Source organism: Halodurantibacterium daqingense, from assembly GCF_042666235.1.
GTDB classification, from domain to species: domain Bacteria; phylum Pseudomonadota; class Alphaproteobacteria; order Rhodobacterales; family Rhodobacteraceae; genus Halodurantibacterium; species Halodurantibacterium daqingensis.
Map to the genome: position 1 here is coordinate 306,708 of NZ_JBHTFQ010000001.1, position 21,395 is coordinate 328,102.

At 64.3% G+C, this 21,395-nt stretch carries 24 protein-coding genes and 1 tRNA gene; 8 read left to right on the top strand and 17 right to left on the bottom strand.

Features of this window, described 5'->3' with window-relative positions:
• From ACFQXB_RS01485 to rpmH, 7 genes are all read right to left on the bottom strand, one after another.
• The gene (locus tag ACFQXB_RS01485) at positions 1-738 is read right to left on the bottom strand and encodes an MOSC domain-containing protein (RefSeq protein ID WP_377398023.1); all 738 of its coding nucleotides are present in this window, start codon (positions 736-738) and stop codon (positions 1-3) included.
• Positions 735-2,540: a membrane protein insertase YidC gene (gene yidC, locus ACFQXB_RS01490; RefSeq protein WP_377398025.1), complete on the bottom strand. Its 1,806-nt coding sequence runs from the start codon at positions 2,538-2,540 to the stop codon at positions 735-737. The genes ACFQXB_RS01485 and yidC overlap by 4 nt, the downstream gene beginning before the upstream one ends.
• Before the next feature lie 95 nt (positions 2,541-2,635).
• The gene (locus ACFQXB_RS01495) at positions 2,636-4,180 is read right to left on the bottom strand and encodes a putative bifunctional diguanylate cyclase/phosphodiesterase (RefSeq protein WP_377398028.1); all 1,545 of its coding nucleotides are present in this window, start codon (positions 4,178-4,180) and stop codon (positions 2,636-2,638) included.
• A 57-nt stretch (positions 4,181-4,237) separates the two neighbouring features.
• On the bottom strand, positions 4,238-5,110 hold the full coding sequence (gene ttcA, locus ACFQXB_RS01500) for a tRNA 2-thiocytidine(32) synthetase TtcA (protein ID WP_377398031.1): 873 nt from the start codon (positions 5,108-5,110) through the stop codon (positions 4,238-4,240).
• Positions 5,103-5,336, bottom strand: coding sequence for a membrane protein insertion efficiency factor YidD (gene yidD, locus ACFQXB_RS01505; protein ID WP_377398035.1), 234 nt, complete (start codon positions 5,334-5,336; stop codon positions 5,103-5,105). Before yidD ends, ttcA begins: the two co-directional genes overlap by 8 nt.
• Positions 5,333-5,782: a ribonuclease P protein component gene (rnpA, locus tag ACFQXB_RS01510; protein ID WP_377398038.1), complete on the bottom strand. Its 450-nt coding sequence runs from the start codon at positions 5,780-5,782 to the stop codon at positions 5,333-5,335. Before rnpA ends, yidD begins: the two co-directional genes overlap by 4 nt.
• A 59-nt stretch (positions 5,783-5,841) precedes the next feature.
• Positions 5,842-5,976 carry a 50S ribosomal protein L34 gene (gene rpmH / locus ACFQXB_RS01515; protein WP_108851087.1) on the bottom strand — a complete coding sequence of 45 codons (135 nt, stop codon included), beginning with the start codon at positions 5,974-5,976 and terminating at the stop codon, positions 5,842-5,844.
• A gap of 310 nt (positions 5,977-6,286) precedes the next feature.
• Between rpmH and ACFQXB_RS01520 the strand changes: the two genes are divergently transcribed.
• The 4 genes from ACFQXB_RS01520 (at position 6,287) to ACFQXB_RS01535 (ending at position 9,964) form a co-directional block, all read left to right on the top strand.
• Positions 6,287-6,988 carry a TVP38/TMEM64 family protein gene (locus ACFQXB_RS01520; RefSeq protein ID WP_377398041.1) on the top strand — a complete coding sequence of 234 codons (702 nt, stop codon included), beginning with the start codon at positions 6,287-6,289 and terminating at the stop codon, positions 6,986-6,988.
• Entirely contained in the window at positions 6,985-8,382 is a 1,398-nt protein-coding gene (locus tag ACFQXB_RS01525) for a dihydrolipoyl dehydrogenase family protein (RefSeq protein ID WP_377398044.1), read from the top strand. The genes ACFQXB_RS01520 and ACFQXB_RS01525 overlap by 4 nt, the downstream gene beginning before the upstream one ends.
• A 69-nt stretch (positions 8,383-8,451) precedes the next feature.
• Entirely contained in the window at positions 8,452-9,825 is a 1,374-nt protein-coding gene (locus ACFQXB_RS01530) for a sensor histidine kinase (protein WP_377398047.1), read from the top strand.
• Between the two features lie 62 nt (positions 9,826-9,887).
• Positions 9,888-9,964, top strand: a tRNA-Arg gene (locus ACFQXB_RS01535).
• A gap of 294 nt (positions 9,965-10,258) precedes the next feature.
• Here ACFQXB_RS01535 and ACFQXB_RS01540 read toward each other — a convergent pair.
• The 7 genes from ACFQXB_RS01540 to ACFQXB_RS01570 form a co-directional block, all read right to left on the bottom strand.
• Positions 10,259-10,711 carry a zinc ribbon domain-containing protein gene (locus ACFQXB_RS01540; protein ID WP_377398050.1) on the bottom strand — a complete coding sequence of 151 codons (453 nt, stop codon included), beginning with the start codon at positions 10,709-10,711 and terminating at the stop codon, positions 10,259-10,261.
• Positions 10,708-11,301, bottom strand: coding sequence for a recombinase family protein (locus tag ACFQXB_RS01545; protein ID WP_377399135.1), 594 nt, complete (start codon positions 11,299-11,301; stop codon positions 10,708-10,710). The genes ACFQXB_RS01540 and ACFQXB_RS01545 overlap by 4 nt, the downstream gene beginning before the upstream one ends.
• On the bottom strand, positions 11,298-11,522 hold the full coding sequence (locus ACFQXB_RS01550) for a recombinase family protein (protein WP_377398053.1): 225 nt from the start codon (positions 11,520-11,522) through the stop codon (positions 11,298-11,300). Before ACFQXB_RS01550 ends, ACFQXB_RS01545 begins: the two co-directional genes overlap by 4 nt.
• A gap of 20 nt (positions 11,523-11,542) precedes the next feature.
• The gene (locus tag ACFQXB_RS01555) at positions 11,543-11,869 is read right to left on the bottom strand and encodes a hypothetical protein (protein ID WP_377398056.1); all 327 of its coding nucleotides are present in this window, start codon (positions 11,867-11,869) and stop codon (positions 11,543-11,545) included.
• Positions 11,870-11,950: 81 nt separating this feature from the next.
• Positions 11,951-12,193: a hypothetical protein gene (locus ACFQXB_RS01560; protein ID WP_377398059.1), complete on the bottom strand. Its 243-nt coding sequence runs from the start codon at positions 12,191-12,193 to the stop codon at positions 11,951-11,953.
• Between the two features lie 501 nt (positions 12,194-12,694).
• Positions 12,695-14,290: a phosphoglycerate dehydrogenase gene (serA, locus tag ACFQXB_RS01565; RefSeq protein WP_377398062.1), complete on the bottom strand. Its 1,596-nt coding sequence runs from the start codon at positions 14,288-14,290 to the stop codon at positions 12,695-12,697.
• Between the two features lie 42 nt (positions 14,291-14,332).
• Positions 14,333-15,490 (bottom strand): phosphoserine transaminase, encoded by a 1,158-nt coding sequence (locus ACFQXB_RS01570; protein WP_377398065.1) that lies wholly within the window; start codon positions 15,488-15,490, stop codon positions 14,333-14,335.
• A 154-nt stretch (positions 15,491-15,644) separates the two neighbouring features.
• Between ACFQXB_RS01570 and serB the strand changes: the two genes are divergently transcribed.
• Together serB and ACFQXB_RS01580 are read left to right on the top strand one after the other, a co-directional pair.
• Positions 15,645-16,523: a phosphoserine phosphatase SerB gene (serB, locus tag ACFQXB_RS01575; protein ID WP_377398068.1), complete on the top strand. Its 879-nt coding sequence runs from the start codon at positions 15,645-15,647 to the stop codon at positions 16,521-16,523.
• A gap of 63 nt (positions 16,524-16,586) precedes the next feature.
• Entirely contained in the window at positions 16,587-17,345 is a 759-nt protein-coding gene (locus ACFQXB_RS01580; protein ID WP_377399138.1) for a TSUP family transporter, read from the top strand.
• On the opposite strand, the gene ACFQXB_RS01585 is transcribed toward ACFQXB_RS01580, so the two are convergent.
• The gene (locus tag ACFQXB_RS01585) at positions 17,342-18,337 is read right to left on the bottom strand and encodes an asparaginase (protein WP_377398071.1); all 996 of its coding nucleotides are present in this window, start codon (positions 18,335-18,337) and stop codon (positions 17,342-17,344) included. The two genes, ACFQXB_RS01580 and ACFQXB_RS01585, sit on opposite strands and share 4 nt — an antisense overlap.
• Before the next feature lie 168 nt (positions 18,338-18,505).
• On the opposite strand from ACFQXB_RS01585, the gene ACFQXB_RS01590 reads away from it, so the two are divergent.
• Positions 18,506-19,033: an invasion associated locus B family protein gene (locus ACFQXB_RS01590; RefSeq protein WP_377398074.1), complete on the top strand. Its 528-nt coding sequence runs from the start codon at positions 18,506-18,508 to the stop codon at positions 19,031-19,033.
• A gap of 115 nt (positions 19,034-19,148) precedes the next feature.
• Entirely contained in the window at positions 19,149-20,351 is a 1,203-nt protein-coding gene (rlmN, locus tag ACFQXB_RS01595) for a 23S rRNA (adenine(2503)-C(2))-methyltransferase RlmN (RefSeq protein ID WP_377398076.1), read from the top strand.
• Here rlmN and ACFQXB_RS01600 read toward each other — a convergent pair.
• Complete coding sequence (locus ACFQXB_RS01600) at positions 20,348-21,052, bottom strand: winged helix-turn-helix domain-containing protein (protein WP_377398079.1); 705 nt, start codon at positions 21,050-21,052, stop codon at positions 20,348-20,350. The genes rlmN and ACFQXB_RS01600 overlap by 4 nt on opposite strands.
• Positions 21,024-21,317: a hypothetical protein gene (locus ACFQXB_RS01605; RefSeq protein WP_377398081.1), complete on the bottom strand. Its 294-nt coding sequence runs from the start codon at positions 21,315-21,317 to the stop codon at positions 21,024-21,026. Before ACFQXB_RS01605 ends, ACFQXB_RS01600 begins: the two co-directional genes overlap by 29 nt.
• Between the last annotated feature and the right edge of the window lie 78 nt (positions 21,318-21,395).

A 21,395-nucleotide genomic window follows, 5' to 3' on the forward strand; every position in this document is an offset into this window, starting at 1 on the left:
TCACAGAACCTCCACCCGGTCGCCAAGCGAGATGGAGCCGCCTTGCTCGACCAGGGCATAGGTGCCGAAATCCTGATGCCCATAGCCCGCCCGAAGCGCCCCGAGCGTATCGGCATCGACCGCGCCCGTTTCCGGATTGGCCATGGTAGCCTTGCAGCGGGTGATAGGCCGGACGATCCGCAGCACAGCCTCGCCGAGCTTCAGCCGCTGGCCGATCAGGTCGAATTCCTGCCACGGCTCCAGCCCCTCGAGCCACAGGTTTCCGCGCCAACGGTGGATCGAGAGATCCTGCCCCATGCGCGCCGAAAGCGCGCGGTTGCTGGCGAGGTTCAGCACCGCGACATAGGGTTCGGGAACGTCGCTCAGCGCCTGCCCCGGGACATGGACCACGCGCGCGGGCGCCGGCCGCCCCTCGGGCCAGAGCGGGCGGATCCAGTCGATCAGCCGCGCGCCCTCGGTATCGGGGCAAAGCGTGATGTCACCCTGCCGCGGATGATGAAGCGTCAGGTGCCCCCGGGAAAGCTGCGCGCGGATGGCCATCAGTTCGGGCCCCGCGACGCCGCGCACAAAGTTCATCTTGGGCGCCCAGCCCTCGATCGTCTCCGCCGCCTCATGGGCGATGGCCCAGTGCCTGTCATGGGGCAGGGCGCGCCCCTGTTCCAGAAGCGCGCCCTCGAGTTCTTCGTATCCGATCGACTTGACCGGATGACGGCAGATATGTGCCAGCAGCCCTGTCACTTGGCCGCAGGCTTGTTGCGCCGGAAGCCCGCCGCGATGTTGCCGAACAGGTCCGGCTTGTGACCGTGGCTGCGCATGATGATGTACTGTTGCGTGAAGGTGATCATGTTGTTGGCGATCCAGTACAGCACCAGCCCCGAGGCAAAGCTGCCCAGCATGAACATGAACACCCAGGGCATCCAGGCAAAGATCATCTTCTGCGTCGGATCGGTGGGGGCCGGGTTCAGCTTTTGCTGCAACCACATCGACACGCCCAGCGCGATCGGCATCACCCCGATGAAGATCAGCGCGAGGAAGCTGGTCGGTTCGGGTGCAGCCCAGGGCAGAAGGCCGAACAGGTTGAAGATCGAGGACGGATCCGGCGCCGAAAGGTCATCGATCCAGCCGATCCACGGCGCGTGCCGCAATTCGATCGTGACGAAGATCACCTTGTAGAGCGAGAAGAAGATCGGGATCTGCAGCAGGATCGGAAGGCAGCCGGCGGCCGGGTTCACCTTCTTTTCGCGATAGAGCGTCATCATCTCCTGCTGGAGCTTCTGGCGGTCATCGCCGGCGCGCTCCTTGATCTTCTCCATCTCGGGCTGCAGTTCCTTCATCCGCGCCATCGAGACATAGGATTTGTAGGCCAACGGGAACAGCACCGCCTTGAGCAGAAGCGTCAGTGCGATGATCGACCAGCCCATGTTGCCGATGAATCCGTGCAGCCAGTGCAGCACCGCGAAGATCGGCTTGGTCAGGAAGAAGAACCAGCCCCAGTCGATCGAGTCGATGAAGCGGTCGATGCCCAGGTTGTTCTGATAGGCGCGGATTGTCTCCCATTCCTTCGCTCCGGCGAACAGCATGTTCTGCACTTCGGCAGCCTGGCCGGGTTCCACGGTCACGGCGGGCATCCGCGTCTCGGTCTGGTAGATCTCGGCGCCCGGCACGTATTTCGAAACGGCGGTGAAGGGCTGGCCGGGCGTGGGAATCAGCGTCGTCATCCAGTATTTGTCGGTAAAGCCGATCCAGCCATTGGTCGCGACCTCGGTGATCGTCGCGCGGGCACGCTCGCGCTCGATAACCGGGTATTCGACCATGCGCTTGTATTTGGATTCGTTCAGGCTGCCGTCGCTCATCTGCACGACACCTTCGTGCAGGATGAAGAAATCGACGGTGTCCGGGCGGCCATGGCGGGCAACGATGCCATAGGGCGTCATGCGCACGGCGCTGTCGCCGGCGTTCTGCACGCCGTCGGTGATGGTGAAGAGGTAGTTTTCGTCCACCTCGATCCGCCGCGTGAAGGTCAGGCCGCTGTCGTTTTCCCAGCCAAGCACCACCGGTTGCCCCGGCGCCAGCGTCTCTCCCGAGATCAGCGACCATTCGGTGCTGGCGTCCGGAACATCCTCGTATCCAAGCGCGCCGCTGGGCGACCAGCCGTAGAGGGCATAATAGGCGCTGCGGCCGCCGACCGGTTCAAGGAGGCGCACGATTTCAGAGTCGGGCGCGGTTGTTTCCCGGTAATCCTTCAGCAACAGATCATCGATGCGCCCGCCCTGAAGCGAGATCGAGCCCTTCAGCCGGGGTGTTTCGATCGGAATACGGGGCATTTCGGCGGCGACCGCTTCGGGCGCGTCCGGCGGCAGGGGTGTCCCATCCAGACCTGCCGGCGGCGCCGGCGCGACGCCGCCCGCCTGTTGGGCCACCGCGCCATCGGCTGCCGGGTCCATGGCCTGCTGTTCCGGCGGGAAAAGCAGGAACCAGACGAGGATCACCATGAAGCTGAGCGCCGTGGCGAGGATGAGATTCTTGTTCTGATCACCCATGAGGGACCACCACCTGTCCTTGATTGCAGCGCCGGTTCAACAGACCCGGGGCGGAAAGGTCAAGCGGTTTTGTCCGGGCGAAGCGGCCGCGCGCCTCAGCGCAGGTGCTTGCCAAGCAGTGGCGTGTGGTCGAGTTTCGCGCGGTGCCGCTCGATCCAGACGGCGGTTTCGGCAAGCGGCATCGGCCGCGCGATGCCGAAGCCCTGCACATGCCCACATCCCAGCTGCGCAAGCATCGCATGTTCGCCCGGAGTCTCGACCCCTTCGGCAAGGGTTTCAAGGCCAAGCTGTTCTGCCAGCGCAAGAATGGCCGAGAGCATCCTTTGCTTGTCGCGGTCCTCGTCCGCCCGAGTGACGAACGAGCGGTCGATCTTGATCCGTCGGATCGCATAGCGGTGCATGATGGAAATCGCCGATTGCCCGGTGCCGAAATCGTCAAGATCAACGCCACAGCCCATGGCGGCCAGGGCGGCGATGTTTCGTTCGATCACGTCATCCTGAGCATCCGCGGCGACGGTTTCCAGGATCTCGACGGTGAGGCGCGACGGCGCAAGGTCGAATCGGTCGAGTTCCCATTTCAGCTTGGAGGGCAGGCGCGGGTTGCGCAGTTCGTCGCCGGACAGGTTGATGGCAACCGTGGGAATATGCAGGCCGGCATTGTCCCAGCTGCGCAGTGCGGCAAGGGCCTGAACCAGCATGACCTCGCTCAGCCGTTCCGAAAGGCCTGCCTCAAGCAGCGCCGGCAGGAAATCCCCCGGGGCGATCAGGCCGCGACTGGGATGCTGCCAACGTGCCAGAACCTCGAAGCCAGAGATCTCCCCCGTGTCGGTGCTGATCTGCGGCTGAAAATGCGCGCGGATCTCGCCGTTTTCAAGGGCGAGGCTGATGCGGTCATCCAGGAGAGCATCCGGCGCGGGCACCGACATTTCGGGGGCATGGGCGCGGATCGCGCCCGGTCCCTGGCGACGGGCGTTTTCGGCCGCAAGCTCGGCGGCCGCCAGGAGGGCCGCACCGCCTGGCGCCGGCGCACGTTCCCCAAGGCAGAACCCGACCGAGACCGAGGCGACAAGGCTGCGTTTGCCAGCCGGAATCGGCAGTGACAGCGCGTGCTGGAGGCGCGCGGCGAGCTGCAGCGTGGTCTCCAGATCCTGACGCCGCGACGGCATCAGCGCGATCGCGAAGCTTGCTCCGGGCAACCGCGCGATCGTATCTCCCTCACGCAAGCGCTCCCCCAGCCGTTCTGCGCAATGGCGCAGGATCTGACGGAAACAGGCATGGCCGAAGCGGTCTATGAGGCTGTCGGGTTCGTCCAGCGTCACGACGATACAGGCGGTGCCGCGCCCGCCGCTGCGCGCCCGGTCCAGCGCATCATCCAGCGCCTCGAGCAGAGCATCGCGCAGCAGAAGGCCGGTGACGCCATCGCGCATGTCCTCGGCCGTCTCTGGCCGGCTGGACAGAAGCGCGGCAAGCCCGATCAGAAACGGCAGGCCAAGGGATGCGGCGTAAAGAAGCCGTTCGCCCCCCAGCAGGTAGGCCCCGAGCGTCAATGCGGGAAGACAGGCCAGAAGCTCGGGGCGGCGCAGCCGCCGGAAGAAGCCCCGGATGAGGCGGGATGGCGGAAATTCTGACGCGTGGTCCATGGCGGCTCCCGGTATGCATGCGTGGGTTCGCACCGGGGCAGTCTTGAAGCGCGTCTCTCACTTCTCGGTTAATTCGGGGGGATGATCTTCCGTAAACTTGTAATCACCCTGACGCGTCAGCCCCACGAAATCGAAAAGTGCCGTATCGAGAAGATGCGACGGGCGGGCATTCATCAGGGCGCGGAACATCACCTGGCGCCGGCCGGGGCTGCGGGCTTCCCAACCATCGAGGATCTGCTTGACCTGCTGGCGCTGCAATCCGTCCTGGCTGCCGCAGAGATCGCAGGGAATGATCGGATAGTTCATGGCGCGGGCGAATTTCTCGCAATCGGCTTCGGCCACGAAGGCAAGCGGGCGATAGACGAACAGATCGCCCTCCTCGTTCACGAGCTTGGGCGGCATCGTCGCCAGACGCCCGCCATGAAACAGGTTCATGAAGAAGGTTTCGAGGATGTCGTCGCGATGATGGCCAAGAACGACGGCCGAACAGCCCTCTTCCCTTGCGATGCGATAGAGATTGCCGCGCCGCAGCCGCGAGCACAGCGCGCAGTAGGTGCGCCCCTGCGGGACCTTGTCCTTCACGATCGAATAGGTGTCCTGATACTCGATCCGGTGCGGCACGCCCATGCGGCTCAGGAATTCCGGCAGGACGGTCGCGGGGAAGCCCGGCTGCCCCTGGTCAAGGTTGCAGGCCAGAAGCTCGACCGGCAGGAGACCGCGCCACTGCAGTTCGTGCAGAACCGCCAACAACGTGTAGCTGTCCTTGCCGCCCGAGAGGCAGACCAGCCAGCGCGTCCCGCGTTCGATCATGCCGTAGTGATCGATCGCCTCACGCACCTCGCGCACGATCCGCTTGCGAAGCTTCTTGAACTCGGTGCTTGAGGGGGCATCCTTGAACAGCGGATGGATGTCATCGGTATCGTCAAGCATCGTGCTTCTCCGGGACGGGGTCATAGCCTGACTGGCCGAAGGGATGGCAGCGGCAGATGCGCCGAAGGGTCAGCCAGCCGCCGCGGAGCGCGCCGTGACGATCCAGTGCCTCGAGCGCATAGGCGGAACAGGTCGGCTGATACCGGCAATTGTGGCCCACCCAGGGCGAGAAGACCAGCCGATAACCCCGCACAGGCAATGCGAAGAGGCGGGCGAGCGGGCTCATTCCCGTGCTCCGCTGCCTGGCTCGCCATCGTCCGGGGAATTGGCCCCCCGGTGAGGCGCGTTGCGAGCATCCGGCCCGTGGATCAGATCAAGCGCGCGTTGCAGATCTGCCAGAAGCAGATCGAAACAGCGCGTCGCCGTCGCACCCGGGCGGCCGACCAGAACGTAATCCCAGCCGGTAAGACCCCGCCGGGGCAGGATCGCACGCGCAATCTCGCGCAGCCGGCGCTTGGCACGGTTGCGCGTCACGGCATTTCCGACTTTCTTCGAGCAGGTGAAGCCGACGCGGATGGCCTCGGGCTCCGCCTCGCCTGCGCGCCGCTCGCGCGCCTGCAGCATGAAGCCCGGCGTTCCCTGGCGGCGTGCCTGGGCGGCGCGGAGGAAATCGGCGCGCTGGGTAAGAATTTGCAGCCGGCATGGAAAAACCGCCGATTCCTCCTTGGTCATGGCGCACCGGCCTGCCAAGGGGGATTTCGACGGTGTCATGCCAAGCCGTGCGGCCTGTATCAGGCCGAAAGGACCTTGCGACCCTTGGCGCGACGCGCGTTCAGGATCTTGCGGCCGGCCTTGGTGGCCATACGTGCGCGGAACCCGTGGCGGCGGGCGCGGACGAGGTTGCTCGGTTGAAAGGTGCGTTTCATCGCTCCACTCCGTCTAGGGCAGCCCAAATCCGGACGGATTCGAAGGCCATGTTCAATCAAGGCCCGTCAGATAAGGGAGCTTGCCCGGCAAGTCAATTCGCGATCGGTGCAAAATGCGCATGACCCGTGGCTTGCTGACGTTCGGAATGGCGGCGGGAGGTGCCAGTAGCGCAGCACCCGTTCACCCGCTTGTGATAACACTGGCGTGATACCACTGGCCCTGCGCGGTGCCGAACTGCACATTGCACCAGGATCGGACCAGGATCGAGAGGCGCCGGTGCACCAGGACCAAGGAACCAGCACGACATCTGTGCGCCACTGGCGCAAGGTTCCGCTGGTCCTGCTGGTGGTTGCGGCGCTGTCGGCGGCTGTCCTGCTGCGCGACCAGCTCGATCCCAGCCTCCTGCGCGAGCATCACGAGGCGCTGGAGCGGTTGCGCGACGATCATTATCTTGTGCTGTCGCTCGCCTTTGTCGCGGCCTATGTCGCCATCGTCGTGTGTTCGCTTCCGGCGCTGGTCGCAACGCTGAGCGGCGGGTTGCTGTTCGGCCTTGGGGCGGGGCTGGTCTTGAACGTTACGGCAGCCACGATCGGGGCAGCGCTGCTGTTTCTGGCGGTCCGCAGTGGACTAGGGGCACGATGTGCGGCGCGGCTGGACGCGCACAGCGGCCGGGCCCGGGGGATTGTGCAGCGCATGCGCGAAAACGAGGTTCAGGTCCTTCTGTTGCTGCGGCTGGTTCCTGCGGTGCCCTTCGTCGTTGCAAATGTCCTGCCGGCGCTGGTGGGGGTCGGCACCGCGCGCTTCATCGCGACCACGGCGGTGGGGATCATTCCCGGAACGGCTGTCTACACCTGGGTAGGTGCAGGCCTGAGCGAGGTTCTGGCACGGGGCGAGACGCCAAACCTGTCCATCCTGCGAGAGCACCATGTCCTCGGGCCGCTTCTGGCGCTGTGCCTGCTGGCGGCCCTGCCGATTGCCGTCCGCCTGTGGCGCGGAAGGAAAGCGGCGTGAAGCGGATCAGAACGGATATCTGCGTCATCGGCGCGGGCTCGGGCGGACTCACGGTTGCGGCAGGAGCAGCGCAGTTGGGCGCCTCGGTGGTGCTGGTCGAGGGCGCAGAGATGGGGGGCGATTGCCTTAACCACGGCTGTGTTCCGTCCAAGACCCTGATCGCGGCCGCCAGGCGCGCCCATGTCCTGGCAGAGGCCGGGGCGGTCCCGGGGCAGAACATGGCGGAGGTCGCCGACCGGATCCAGGCGGTGATTGCCGCCATCGCCCCGATGGACAGCCAGGAGCGGTTCGAGGGCCTTGGCGTCATCGTTATTCGGGACTGGGGGCGCTTTGTCTCGAAAACCGAGCTCGAGGCCGGCGGCTGCGTGATCACCGCGCGGCGCTTTGTCGTCGCCACCGGCTCCTCGCCCGTCGTGCCGCCGATCCCGGGCCTTGCCGAGGTTCCCTTCCTGACCAACGAGACCGTCTTTGCCCTGCGCGAAACGCCCCGCCATCTGCTTGTCATCGGCGGGGGGCCGATCGGGCTCGAACTTGCGCAGGCCCATCGCAGGCTTGGCGCCGAGGTCACCGTGATCGAGGCGGGAAAAGCCCTTGGCCGCGAAGACCCCGAGGCCGCGGCCGTCGTGCTCGAGAAGCTTCGCACCGAGGGCGTCGATGTCCGCGAAGGTGCGGCGGCGCAGCGCGTTTCGCGCGAGGGTGATGATATCCTTCTCCATCTGGAGGGCGAAACCTTGCGCGGGTCGCACCTTCTGGTGGCAGTGGGGCGCGCCCCGAACCTGGAGCGACTGAACCTGAAGGCGGCGGGTGTCGCGCATGAGCGCACCGGCATCACCACCGATTCGCGCCTTCGCAGCAGCAATCGGCGCATCCTTGCCGTGGGTGACGTGGCGGGGCGAGGACAGTTCACCCATCTTGCCAATCATCACGCCGGGCTCGTGGTTCGGCGGGCGGTGCTGGGCTTGCCGGTGCGTCTGCGCGATGACCACGTGCCGCGCGTCACCTATACCAACCCCGAACTGGCGCAGGTCGGCCTGACCGAAGCCGAGGCCCGAAAGGCCCATGGCGCTAGCGTCACGGTGCTGCGCCTGCCTTACGCCGACAACGACCGGGCCCGCGCCGAAGGGCAGGAGACCGGCTTTCTGAAACTCGTCGTGCGAAGGGGGCGGCCCATCGGCGTGACAATCGTGGGGGCGCAGGCGGGCGAACTGATCGCGCTGTGGTCCTTCATGATTTCGTCGCGCGCGCGGCTTTCCGCCCTGTCGGGAACCGTTCTGCCCTATCCCACGTTGTCGGAACTAAGCAAACGGGCAGCAGGAGCCTATTTTTCCCCGAAACTCTTTGATAACGGTCTGGTCAGACGGATCGTGGGGATCGTGCAGCGCCTCCTGCCCTGAACCCTGTGGTCGGACCTTTGGTCACAAGGCGGGCGGATGTTTCTGAATACCCTCTCTGGCAGGTTCCTGATGTTGACCGTTGTCTTCATCATGCTGGCCGAGATCCTGATCTTTCTTCCGTCCATCGCGCGCTATCGCGAGGATTACCTGCTTCTGCGCCTTGAGCGGGCGCAGATCGCATCGCTTGCGCTTCTTGCCACCGACGAGATGATCTCGGAGGATCTGGAGCGGGAGCTTCTGGCGAATGCCGGGGTATTCAACGTGGTCCTTCGCCGGGACGAGGTGCGCCAGCTTGTGCTGTCCTCCCCCATTCCTGCGCCGATCCATGCGACCTATGATCTGCGCGATGCCGGCCCGGTCGAACTGGTGCGCGATGCGGTTGCGGTCCTTCTGGACCGGGAGAATCGCGTGATCCGGGTTATCGGCAACCCGGTTCAGGCGGCGGGCCTCCTGATCGAGGTCACGACGGAAACCGCACCCTTGCGGGCCACGATGATCGAATACGGGCTGCGCATCCTGCTGCTGTCGGCCATCATCTCGGTTGTCACCGCCTTTCTTCTTTTCGTGGCTGTACGGATTTTGCTCGTGGCGCCGATCAAGCGCGTAGTCAGCCACATGACCGCCTATGCCGAGGCGCCAGAGGATGCGCGCCTTATCATCGAACCGACCGCAGGGGTGCGCGAAGTGCGCGATGCCGAAATAGCCCTGCAATCGATGCAGACCCAGCTGACCGGTGCCCTGCGCCAGAAAGAGCGTCTGGCACAACTGGGCGGCGCGGTGGCCAAGGTCAGCCACGACCTGCGCAACATCCTGACCACCGCCACGCTTTTCGCCGACCGGATGGAACACAGCAACGATCCCGCCGTCGCCCGTGCTGCGCCCAAGCTTGTCGGATCCCTTGCCCGGGCGGTGAATCTCTGCGAAAGCACGCTGGCTTTCGGCAAGGCCGAAGAGCCGCCGCCGCGTCTGGTGCGGCTTGCCCTGCGCCCGCTGGCCGAAGATGTGATCGACAGCGAGCGGCTTTCCACCCAGGGGGATGGGATCGCCTTTCTGCTGGATGTGCCGGCGGGGCTGACCCTGCGCGCCGATCCCGAGCAGCTTTACCGCGTGCTGTCCAACCTCGTTCGCAACGCGCGTCAGGCCATCGAGGCAACCGGCGAACAGGGCACGATCGAGATCGGCGCGGGCGAAGATGAGGGCGCCTGGTGGATCCGGATCGGCGATACGGGCCCCGGCCTGCCCGAACGCGCCCGCGAACATCTTTTCACCCCCTTCCAAGGCGGGGCCCGCAAGGGGGGCTTCGGGCTCGGTCTTGCCATTGCCGCCGAACTGGTACGCGGCCATGGCGGCCGGCTGGAGCTTGTCCGCACTGACGAGGAAGGTACCGAATTCATCATCCGCCTGCCGAAAACGGCCGCCGCGCTTGAAGTCGCCGCACAATGAGGTTTTTCTGTCTTTTCCCCCTTGCATCCCCCGCCCAGTGCCGGTAATCCACCCCTCACAGCGCGCCCGTAGCTCAGCTGGATAGAGCACCAGACTACGAATCTGGGGGTCAGAGGTTCGAATCCTTTCGGGCGCGCCATTTCAGTTTTTCCACTACAGATTCCACGTAAGGTCTTGAATGGGAAGGCTAAGTTAGGTGTTCGAAGTCCCTGATTCCGGCAGTAGGGCAAAGGCTCTGCAAAAGCCAGTCTCAGGACCGTTTTCTTCATCACCAGATCTGAATTATCCCATACATGCCACGGGTTTGCGAGGAATCGCATGGCGTGTTCGAACGACTCCTCAAAGGTATGCTTCGGCTTGCCGGTTGAGGACAGTTTCTCAAGCGCGAGCACCTTCTCACGCTCCAGCTTGGCGATCCGCTTCTCGTAAGCGGCTACGACCGAGTCGTTGGTCGCTTCGACAATCCGGTCGAGCAGCTGGTCGCTTCGACAATCCTGTCGAGCAGCTGGTCGATCTGCTTCTCAATACTGCGGACGCTTTCCTTCAGCGACTTCGTCGCCTCCGCACCTTGCTGGAGGCGCATATTCCAGGCGTCCTTGAACATGGCCTTCACGAGGCCGAACATGGTCTCGGACGGCTCCAGGCGCTGGAGAACGCCCTCGAACTCGCCTTCAAGCTCATCGCGCTTGATCGACTTGCGATAGCTCTCGCAGCCCTTGGTCGGGCAGAGATAGTAAGGGTATTTCTGATTCTTGCCTTGTGACCAGCAGGCCGTCAGAGGCTTGCCGCAGTCATTGCACAGGACAAATCCCCGCAGCGGGAAGTCCGCGCTGATGTCCTTACGCGCAGGAGCCTTCGCCGTGGTCTTCAGCCGCTTCTGGATCATCTCGAAGGTCTCGAAAGTGATAAGGCCCTCATGGTGCCCTTCCGTAGCCCGATCCCCCAATTCGGAGCCTCAACATGCCCGGCATAGTCGACGCGCGTCAGCATGTCATAGACGCGCTGATTACGGATTTCGCCGTTCGGCAAGTCCTTCGGGAATGACGGTTGCCGCTCCAGGAAGAGCTTCACCTCGACCTGCGTTTCGAAGCGCCCGGTGGCATAGCCTTCTAGCGCTTCTTGCAGGATGGATGCATTGGGCTCATCACGCACCAGCAGCTTCCCGTGACCGCTCACGCGCTCATACTTGTAGCCGATTGGAGCCTGAAAAACCCAATAACCGTTCTGCACCCGTGCCCGCATGCGGTTCACGGTCTGCTCGCCGTTCTTTTGGCGCTGGTGCTGCGAGACTGAGGCCAGCAGGTTTTCGACAAGCTGGGAATCCGAACCCTCACCAAACTCAATAGAGGGGCTAACCAGGACGCCGCCCGCATCGCTGATCTTCACGCGCTGCTCGAAATGCGCCATCAGGCCGCGCGCGAGTCGGCTGATGTCATCGATGATGACAGCATGCTGCTCCTTACGAAGCGATTTCAGGAAGCCAGCATGGCCTGCATGCCGGGGCGGGACGTGAGGCTGCCAAACGTGTCGTCGCGGAAGACCTCGGCGACCTCATAGCCCTTGTACTTCGCAAACTCGCGGCAGCGGGTTTCCTGTGAGCCGAGGCCGTCGCCGCGCACCGTTTGCTTCGCACTCGATACGCGGCAATAAATGACGGCCTTTGTTATTTCCTGTTCTATATTCTCGAAACTCTGCATTTTGCTCACCACCAGCCCCGTCAGGGCTTGAATCCATTGTTACTTCCGTCTTCGCCGGGTTGCTCTGAGGATACCGCATCGAAGTCTTTTTGGGCACCGTCAGCACCGACTTCCGGTGGTTTTCCACAGACTTCTTGCAGCGGATGCACCCCGAAGCCCAACTCGACAAACGAGACAATGATCGACCACAGGGCTTGCAGAAACTCTTCTTTCTGCGCCTCGGTCATGTCCGATCCGTCAAGAAACGCCTGATAGCGTTCCACATTTACGGACACCGTCGGCCTCGACGGCGTTGCAGTGTTGTCGAAAACGCCGCCGCGTCCCGAAGTTCTAAGATCGTCTTTCATGTTCTTCTCCTATCTGGAGATGGGCATCAAATACCCATTCTCATTTTACAACTTTGAGAGAAACTCCGAAAATCCCGCCACTTAGAACGGAATGCCGTCATCCAGCATTCTCCTGCCGTCAGAGCCCTTCGCTCTGCCGTTCTCCGGCCCGTCATCTTCTGATGAGGCCATTTCCATAGCACACGCCTCGATTGCATCGATGGCATCGGCGACGATCATGGCGGCGAAGGCTTCGACATCGTCGTAGCCCGCCTCGACCGCCAGGCGTTGCAGCTTCGGCCCGTAGGTCTTGCCCATGTCGAGCGTGTAGAAATACTCGACCATCACCGGACATCCCATCGACCATGAGCCTTCGAGCCCCTTGGACCCTGACCAGGAGGGAGACTTCGCTCTCCCTCACTGGACCTCCCATCGACCAACCTTGCGCGGATTGGATGCCGCCAGCGTATAGGCGCTGGACCCGATCAGGGGGCTATCGCGCCCTCCTGAACCCACTCGCGGGACTTGGAGACATGCCTCTCCACCTGCAACGCACCATGCACAGGCTTGATTGCGCCGCATGCCGAACGCTGTGCTTCGCCATCATTTCCGGTTCCGCTCCGTGAGCGGAGGCGAGGGCCGACGCCTGCGTTGCGCGACGTTGCAGCAAGACCTCAGCCGCTGCTGTCGCCGAGTCTGCAGGGGCCATGGCGCGGCCGATCACAGCCTTGCGCCGCCTCCTTGCGCGTGAATGCGCATGGGAATGGAGCTTGCGCGGGGCGCGCAGGAACGGAAAAGGCCCCGGGAACCGGGGCCTTCTGAGGGGCGGAGCAAGCCGGAGGTTTCTCAGGCCACTTCGAAGGCAAGCGGCTTGATCTGGCGGAAGACGCCGGTTGCCGCGAGGTCGTCCAGCGCCTTTTGCGGCGCAGGTTCGTCGAGGTAAAGGAGCGCGATCGCGTCCTTGCCCACACCCGAGCGGCCGAGGGTGAAGTTCGCGATGTTCACTCCGTTTTCGCCCAGGGTGCGGCCCAGCGTGCCGATGATGCCTGGAACGTCCTCATTCGTGGTGTACAGCATGTTGGCGCCGATCTCGGCGTCGATGGTGATGCCCTTGATCTGGATGAAGCGCGGCTTGCCATCGCTGAAGACAGTTCCGGCAATCGAACGTTCGCGCGTTTCGGTTACCACGGTGATCTTCATGTAGGCGTCGAACACGCCGGATTTTTCCTGCCGGGTGGTCGAGACCTGCACACCCCGTTCCTTGGCGATGACAGGGGCCGAAACCATGTTCACGTCAGGGTTCGTGGCCTTCATGATGCCGGCGATTGCGGCGGCGTTCAGCGCCTGCAGGTTCATCGTGGCGACCGTGCCATCGTAAAGGATGTTGATGGCCTTGATCGGCTCGTCGGTCATCTGGCCGATGAAGGCGCCCAGATGTTGCGCAAGCTTGACCCAGGGGCCCATCACCGCGGCTTCTTCGGCCGTGACCGACGGCATGTTGAGAGCATTCTGAACCGCGCCGGTCAGCAGGTAGTCCGACATCTGCTCGGCCACCTGCAGCGCCACATTCTCCTGCGCCTCGGTGGTCGAGGCCCCCAGATGCGGCGTGACGACCACGTTCGGCAGATGGAAAAGCGGGCTGTCGGTCGCGGGCTCGGTCTCGAACACGTCAAAGCCCGCGCCGGCGACGTGACCCGATTTCAGCGCCTCGGCCAGCGCCGCCTCATCCACCAGCCCGCCACGCGCGCAGTTGATGATGCGCACCCCCTTTTTCGTCTTGGCGAGGTTTTCGCGCGACAGGATGTTCCTGGTCTTGTCGGTCAGCGGCACATGGAGCGTGATGAAATCGGCGCGGGCGAGCAGTTCGTCCAGTTCGACCTTGGTCACGCCCATGGCGGTGGCGCGTTCCTCGCTCAGGAACGGGTCATAGGCCACGACCTTCATGTGCAGGCCGAGCGCGCGGTCGCAGACGATGCCGCCGATATTGCCGGCGCCGATCACGCCCAGCGTCTTGTTGAAAAGCTCCACGCCCATGAAGCGGTTCTTTTCCCACTTGCCGGAATGGGTCGAGGCGCTTGCCTCGGGCAGTTGGCGCGCGACGGCGAACATCATTGCGATGGCGTGTTCCGCGGTGGTGATCGAGTTGCCGAAGGGCGTGTTCATCACGATCACGCCTTTTTTCGAGGCGGCGGGAATGTCCACGTTATCGACACCGATCCCGGCGCGGCCGATCACCTTTAGCTTGGTCGCGGCCTGCAGCACCTTTTCCGTTACCTTGGTGGCGGAACGGATGGCGAGGCCGTCATACTGGCCGATGACCTCCAGCAGCTTGTCCTTGTCCTTGCCCAGGTCGGGCAGGTAGTCGACCTCGACCCCGCGGTCGCGGAAGATCTGGACGGCGGTTTCCGAAAGCTTGTCGGATACGAGTACTTTGGGTGCCATTGTCAGGCTCCTTGGAAATTCGTCTGGGGAAGGGGGGTGGCTTCAGGCTGCTGCCTGAAGCGCCGCGATCTCGGCATTGAACGCCCACTCGATCCAGGGCATCAGCGCCTCCAGATCGGCTGTCTCGACGGTCGATCCGCACCAGATCCGAAGGCCGGGGGGTGCATCGCGATAGGCGCCGATATCGAGGGCCACGCCCTCTTTCTCCAGCCGTTTGGCAACGGCCTTGGCAAAGGCGGCGCCATCGGTGATGCGCGGATCGGTGAATTTCAGACAGACCGAGGTGGTCGAGGCCGTCGCGGGATCATTGGCAAGGTTGGCGATCCAGTCGTGCCTTGCGGTGAAGGCGTCGATCACGGCAGCATTGTCCGTGGCGCGTTTCACCAGCGCCGGCAGGCCGCCGATGGCTTTCGCCCAGTTCAGCGCCACCAGATAATCCTCGACCGCGAGCATCGAGGGCGTGTTGATGGTTTCGCCGACAAAGATGCCTTCGATCAGCTTGCCGCCCTTGGTCATGCGGAAGATCTTGGGCAGCGGCCAGGCGGGCGTATAGCTTTCCAGCCGTTCTACCGCGCGGGGCGACAGGATCAGGATGCCATGCGCGCCTTCGCCGCCAAGCACCTTCTGCCAGCTGAACGTCACGACGTCGAGCTTGTCCCACGGCAGGTCCATCGCGAAGGCGGCCGAGGTCGCGTCGCAGATCGTCAGGCCGGCGCGTTCGGCGGGAATCGCGTCGCCGTTCGGCACGCGCACGCCCGAGGTGGTGCCGTTCCAAGTAAAGACCACGTCGCGGTCGAAATCGACCTGCGCGAAGTCGACGATGTCACCGTAGTCGGCAGTGCGGACGGTCGCATCCAGCTTCAGCTGCTTGACCACGTCGGTGACCCAGCCTGCGCCAAAGCTCTCCCACGCCAGCATCTCCACGCCGCGTGCGCCCAGAAGCGACCACAAGGCCATCTCCACGGCGCCCGTGTCCGAACCCGGCACGATGCCGATGCGGTAATCAGCGGGAACGCCCAGAACCTCGCGCGTCAGGTCGATGGCCTGCTTCAGCTTGGCCTTGCCGACAGCGGCACGGTGCGACCGGCCCAGCGGCGCGTCGGCAAGCATGTCCAGCGAGAAATTGGGGATCTTGGCGCAGGGGCCAGAGGAAAAACGCGGATTGGCCGGCCGCGCGGCCGGGGTCGTCAGATCGGTCATGGTATCCTTCCAGATAAACGCCCCTCGTTGGGGAGGGGTGTCCCGCTGCCGGAAATACGGGGCCGCAGGCTCTGGTGCAAGCAGGAAAATTGCGCTAAGGCGCCGCTGCCGGCGGCAAAAATGCCGCAGCTGTCCACTATCGGAAACTTTTCCCATGTTCACTGCCGTTCTGTTTGCCAGCCCCGCCCGCGCCAATCTTGACCGCGAAACGGTCGAGAGCCTTCGCAACGCCTGGGGCGGGGGCGATGCGGAGTGGCTGAACCCGGGCGTGGCGGCCGAGTTCCCGCTTGAAGCGATGCCCGCGAACCGGTGGGAGGCATGGGAAGGCCTGCAGGCGCTGGGGATCGATCTGGTCGTCGTCCCGGCCGAGGGTCGGCGCAAGAAGATGCTTCTGGCGGATATGGACAGCACGATGATCGGACAGGAGTGCATTGATGAGCTGGCCGATGAGGCTGGCGTGGGCGCCTATGTCGCCTCGATCACCGCGCGGGCGATGAATGGTGAGCTGGAGTTCGAGGACGCACTGCGCGAGCGTGTGGCCCTGCTCAAGGGGCTTGATCTGGGCGTGATCGACAAGGTGCTCGCAAGCCGGATCACCTATACGCCGGGCGGACGCGAACTGATCGCGACAATGCAGGCCCATGGGGGCTATGCGGCCCTGGTTTCGGGGGGCTTCACGGCCTTCACCGCAGCCGTCGCGCGGCATCTGAACTTCGACGAAAACCGCGCCAATGTCCTGCATGTTCAGGACGGTGCGTTGACGGGCACCGTGGCCGAGCCGATCCTTGGCCGGGCCGCCAAGGTGGCCGCACTCGAGGAAATCTCGGCGCGGCTGAACCTCACCCCGGAGGAGGTAATTGCCGTGGGAGATGGCGCCAATGACCTGGGCATGCTGCATCGCGCAGGCATGGGCGTTGCGCTGCACGCCAAGCCCGCGGTTGCGGCGCAATGCGACATCCGCATCAACCACGGCGACCTGACCGCCCTGCTCTACATCCAGGGTTACCGCGCCGAGGCCTTCCGGGGCGCCTGAGCGCCTTTCACTTCCCTTCCCGAGGGGCAGCTGTGGCTGCGGCCCGTTCCGTGAGGACCCATGCTGTTCGAAGTGACCTACCAGATCCTGCTGTTGCTGCTTTGCGCCGCTTTCGTTGCGGGGTTCATCGATTCCATCGCCGGGGGCGGCGGGCTGATCACGGTTCCGGTGTTGCTGCTGGCCGGCGCCAACCCGGTCGAGGCGCTCTCGACCAACAAGGTGCAGGGGATCTTCGGCTCGGGCACGGCGGCACTGTCCTATGCGGGGCGTGGGCATGTGGATCTGCGGCAGCAGGCACGCCCGGCGCTGCTGGCCTTTGCCGCCGGTATTGCCGGCGCACTGCTGGCGACTGTGATGCCCACCGACCTGTTGCGGCTGGGCCTGCCGGTTCTCCTCGTGGGGATCGCGCTGTTCTTTGCCCTCAAGCCGGGGCTGGGCGATCTTGACCGGGTCGAACGCTTGCGGCCGGCTGCCTTTGCAGCGACCGTCGTGCCGCTGATCGGTGCCTATGACGGCCTTCTGGGGCCCGGCGCCGGAGCGTTCTACATGATCGCCTTCGTGACGCTGGCAGGCTATGGCATCCTGAAGGCCACGGCGCATACCAAGCTTCTGAATTTCGCCTCGAACCTGGGTGGGCTGGTCGCCTTTGCCGTCTTCGGCGCACCATGGTGGGCCACGGGTATCGCGATGGGCATCGCGCAGATGGCGGGCGCCCGGGTGGGGGCGCTGGTGGCCATGCGGATCGGTGCGCGGGTCATCAAGCCGCTGCTGGTCATTACCTCGACCGCGCTGGCCCTGCGCCTGATCTGGGATCTGATCTAGGCAAACCCTTCCGACTTGCGGATGATCCCGACCTCGATGCCGCGCCAGTTCTTCTGCACCGCATCAAGGCGCTTCAGGGTTGCGGGGTGGCCCGCCTCCAGAACGCCTTCGCGCACCAGAAGGGCGCAGATCGCCGCCTCGGCCGCGCGGGTGCCCCCATCGACGATCTTGAGCGCGATGCCGCGCCTGCGTTCCGGAAGGATGGCCACAAAGACCGCCTCGGCACCGGTCTTGATCGCGACCTTGCCGCCCATGGCGCGCATCAGCTCGGTGCAGGCGCGCCCCTCGCCGGCGACAAGTTCGGGATAGGCGGTCATGGCGCGGGTCAGGCGGGCGGCGGCACGGTTGCGGCCATCGCCCTCGGGGTTTGCCTTGGCAAAGAAGGCCATCGCCCGGGCAAGTCCCGTGACGGTGGTGGCGAAGTTCGGGGCAGAACAGCCGTCGATCCCGTGGCCGGGGCTGTCCTGGCCGGTTACCTCCTCGAACGCGGCCTTCACCGCCTGTTGCACCGGGTGGTCAAGCGCCACATATTCCGGGCCACCGCCAAGATGCCGGTTCAGCGTCAGGAAGCCGCAATGCTTGCCCGAGCAGTTGTTGTGCACCTGACAGGGGCTGCCGTCGGCCTTGATCAGCCGGTTACGTTCAGCGCGGTCGGAAGGTTCCTGCACGCCGCAGCGCAGGTCCGCATCCGACAGGCCCAGATCGGCAAGCCAGCGCGTCGCCATGTCGCGGTGGATCGCCGCGCCCTGGTGGCTTGCGCAGGCAAGGGCAAGCTGCGCCTCGCTCAGGCCCGCCGCCTCGGCCGCGCCGCTTTCCAGCAGCGGCAGCGCCTGCAGCATCTTGCAGGAGGAGCGCGGAAAGATCACCGCCTGCGGATCGCCCCAGGCCTCGACGATCTCACCGGTATCGTCGCAGATCACCGCATGGCCGAGGTGCTGGCTTTCCAGCATCCCGCCGCGCCACAGTTCCGCCATCGCCACCGGTTTCGTCATGCCGTCCTCCGTCACAGCTGCGCGATTTCCCGCCAAGAGGGGTTTCATCACGCGCCACAATTGCGTTATGACCCGCATATCGAGTTGAAAAATCCGCCGCCACAGGAAAAGGTCGCTCAGGGCCCCCAGGGCGGAACAAGACAAAGACAGGCCGGAGGCTGTGGGACAATGACATCATGGATTCTGCGGGGAGTGGGCGCGGCCCTGATCGCGCTGACCGCAACAGCAGGCATGGCGCAACAATCGACGAACCGCGTCGCCTCCAGCACGGATTGGAGCGTGTTCGTCGAAGAATCCCCGAGGGAATGCTGGGGCGTTTCCAGCCCCAAGCAGGTGCGCAACACCCGCAACGGCCAACCGGTCGAGGTGCGGCGCGGTGACATCCTGTTGTTCGTGACATTCCGCCCCGGTGCCGGATCGCGTGGCGAGGTTTCCTTTACCGGCGGCTATCCCTTTGCCGATGGCTCCAACGTCGAAATGCGGATCGGGTCGGATGCGTTCCAGCTGTTCACCGATGGCGACTGGGCCTGGCCTGCCAATGCCGATGATGACGCGCGCATTCTTGCGGCCATGCGGCGCGGGTCCGAGGCGGTGCTGACGGCGCGGTCGGCGCGCGGCACGCAGACGCAGGACACCTTCTCGCTCATGGGGTTTACCGCCGCCATGACCGAGGCCGAGAACCGCTGCGCCGGCTGACCGCCCGCGCAACCCTTGCAACGCCCCGGCCGGTCCGGGGCGTTTTGCATTGCGAAACCTGTTTTCTCGTGCAGCGCTTTCCTATATGGAAACGCATCCCTGAACGGAGACGACCATGACCAGCCAAGGCGCCTCGGCCCCGATCACGCAGGACGTGCTGACCATCCCCCGCAACTTGCCGGAGGAAGGGCGGGTGAACCTTGTCGGCCTGACCCGCGAAGCGATGCGCGATGCGCTGATCGCTGCGGGAACCAACGAAAAACAGGCGAAAATGCGCGTCGGTCAGATCTGGCAATGGATCTACCACTGGGGCGTGCGCGATTTTGCGGCGATGACCAACCTTGCCAAGGAATATCGCGCGCTGCTGGATCAGGCCTTCACCGTGACCATCCCCGAGATCGTGAGCCGCCAGATCAGCGAGGACGGCACGCGCAAGTATCTGGTGCGGATCGCCGGCGGCCACGAGGTCGAAACCGTCTATATCCCCGAAGAGGGGCGCGGAACGCTGTGCATTTCCAGCCAGGTCGGTTGCACGCTGACCTGCAGCTTCTGCCATACCGGAACGCAGAAGCTGGTGCGCAATCTGACGGCCGCGGAAATCGTCGGCCAGATCATGCTGGCGCGCGACGATCTGGGCGAATGGCCGGTTCCCGGCGCGCCCAAGGACGAAACGCGGCTGATCTCGAATATCGTGCTGATGGGGATGGGCGAGCCGCTTTACAACTTCGACAATGTCCGCGACGCGATGCGGATTGCGATGGATGGCGAAGGGATCTCGCTCTCGCGGCGGCGCATCACGCTGTCGACCAGCGGTGTTGTGCCTGAAATCGCCAAGACCGCCGAGGAAATCGGCTGCCTGCTTGCGGTGTCCTTCCACGCCACCACCGACGAGGTGCGCGACAAACTGGTGCCGATCAACAAGAAGTGGAACATCGAGACGCTGCTGAACGCGCTGCGCGATTATCCGCGGCTTTCGAATTCCGAACGCATCACCTTTGAATATGTGATGCTGAAGGATGTGAACGATTCTGACGCGGATGCGCGGCGCCTGGTCAAGCTGATCTCGGGGATCCCGGCCAAGATCAACCTCATCCCCTTCAATGAATGGCCGGGTTCAGCCTATCAGCGGTCGGACTGGAGCCGGATCAAGGCCTTTGCCGATATCATCTACAAGGCCGGCTACGCGAGCCCGATCCGCACCCCGCGCGGCGAGGATATCATGGCGGCCTGCGGACAGCTGAAATCCGCGACGGAACGCGCCCGCAAAAGCCGCGCCCAGATCGCGGCGGAACTTGCCGCCGAGGCCAGCGCCGGCTAGACCATCCGGATCACGTCCTTGTCGATGGACAGCATGTAGCCCTGGCGCGCGATATTGCGCACCAGAAGTTCGCTGACCATCTGGTTCCCCAGGCTGTCGCGCAGCCGCTTGATCCGGGTGGCGCCGGCGGCTTCATCGCAGTCTGCCGCATCGCGGCCCGAGATCATCGCCTCGATCTGCGCGCCGCTCAGAACCTCGTCATCCATCCGCGCCTCGGCCAGAACCGCCAGCGTCTCGATCGCGGCGGGGGTCAGGCGGAAGTCCATGTTGTTGAGCGACACGAGGTTCTCTGCCCGCGCGATGACAAGCGAGGACACCTCGATCCCGGCCTGCTTGATCTGCGTCATTCGCCGGTTCAGCGCCACGATCATCAGCAGGAACGCCAGCGCCGCGCCAAGAAGCGCGGTGGAAAACACCAGCAGCACGAAGATCACCATGCGATAGGACGCCAGAACCTCGGAAAACGAGGTGGCAGATTCGGCAAGGATCTCCAGCAGGCGGATCTCGGTCGGGGCGGTCAGGGCGTCGTTGGCAACAAAGATCCGCTCGACCTTCTGGTTGAAGGCGTCGGCGCTGGGCAGGTTGAGAAACAGAAGCGCTGCCGCCCCCGCCAGGATCACCACCACCGCCACGACGCCAAGCGTCACTGCCCGGTGTCCGGCCCGCAACGCCTCAGTAGCGGAGATAGAATTGTCCCGCACTCGCTCTCCTCTCGGTCAGCCCGTCGGGGCCGAAGATGGACAGGACATTGAGCAGCGTCCAGCCGTCGCGTGCAATTCGGCCGGATATTGCCTGCGCCGCCGCCTGCTGCCCGGAACAGGCGCGGTCCGGCAGTTCGATCACCCCGTAATGCAGACGAAGCGGATTGTCCCGCTTGGCCTTGTAGTCGGCATAGCAGGCCGCCTGGGCCACGGGCGCGGCCATGGCAAGCACTGCGGAAAGGACAAGGACGTGGCGCATCTTCATGCGCCAAGACTGCGGCCAGCCCCGCAGATATTCAATAACAAAGCGGATTTCCGCCCCCCGTTATCGGATAACAGCCTG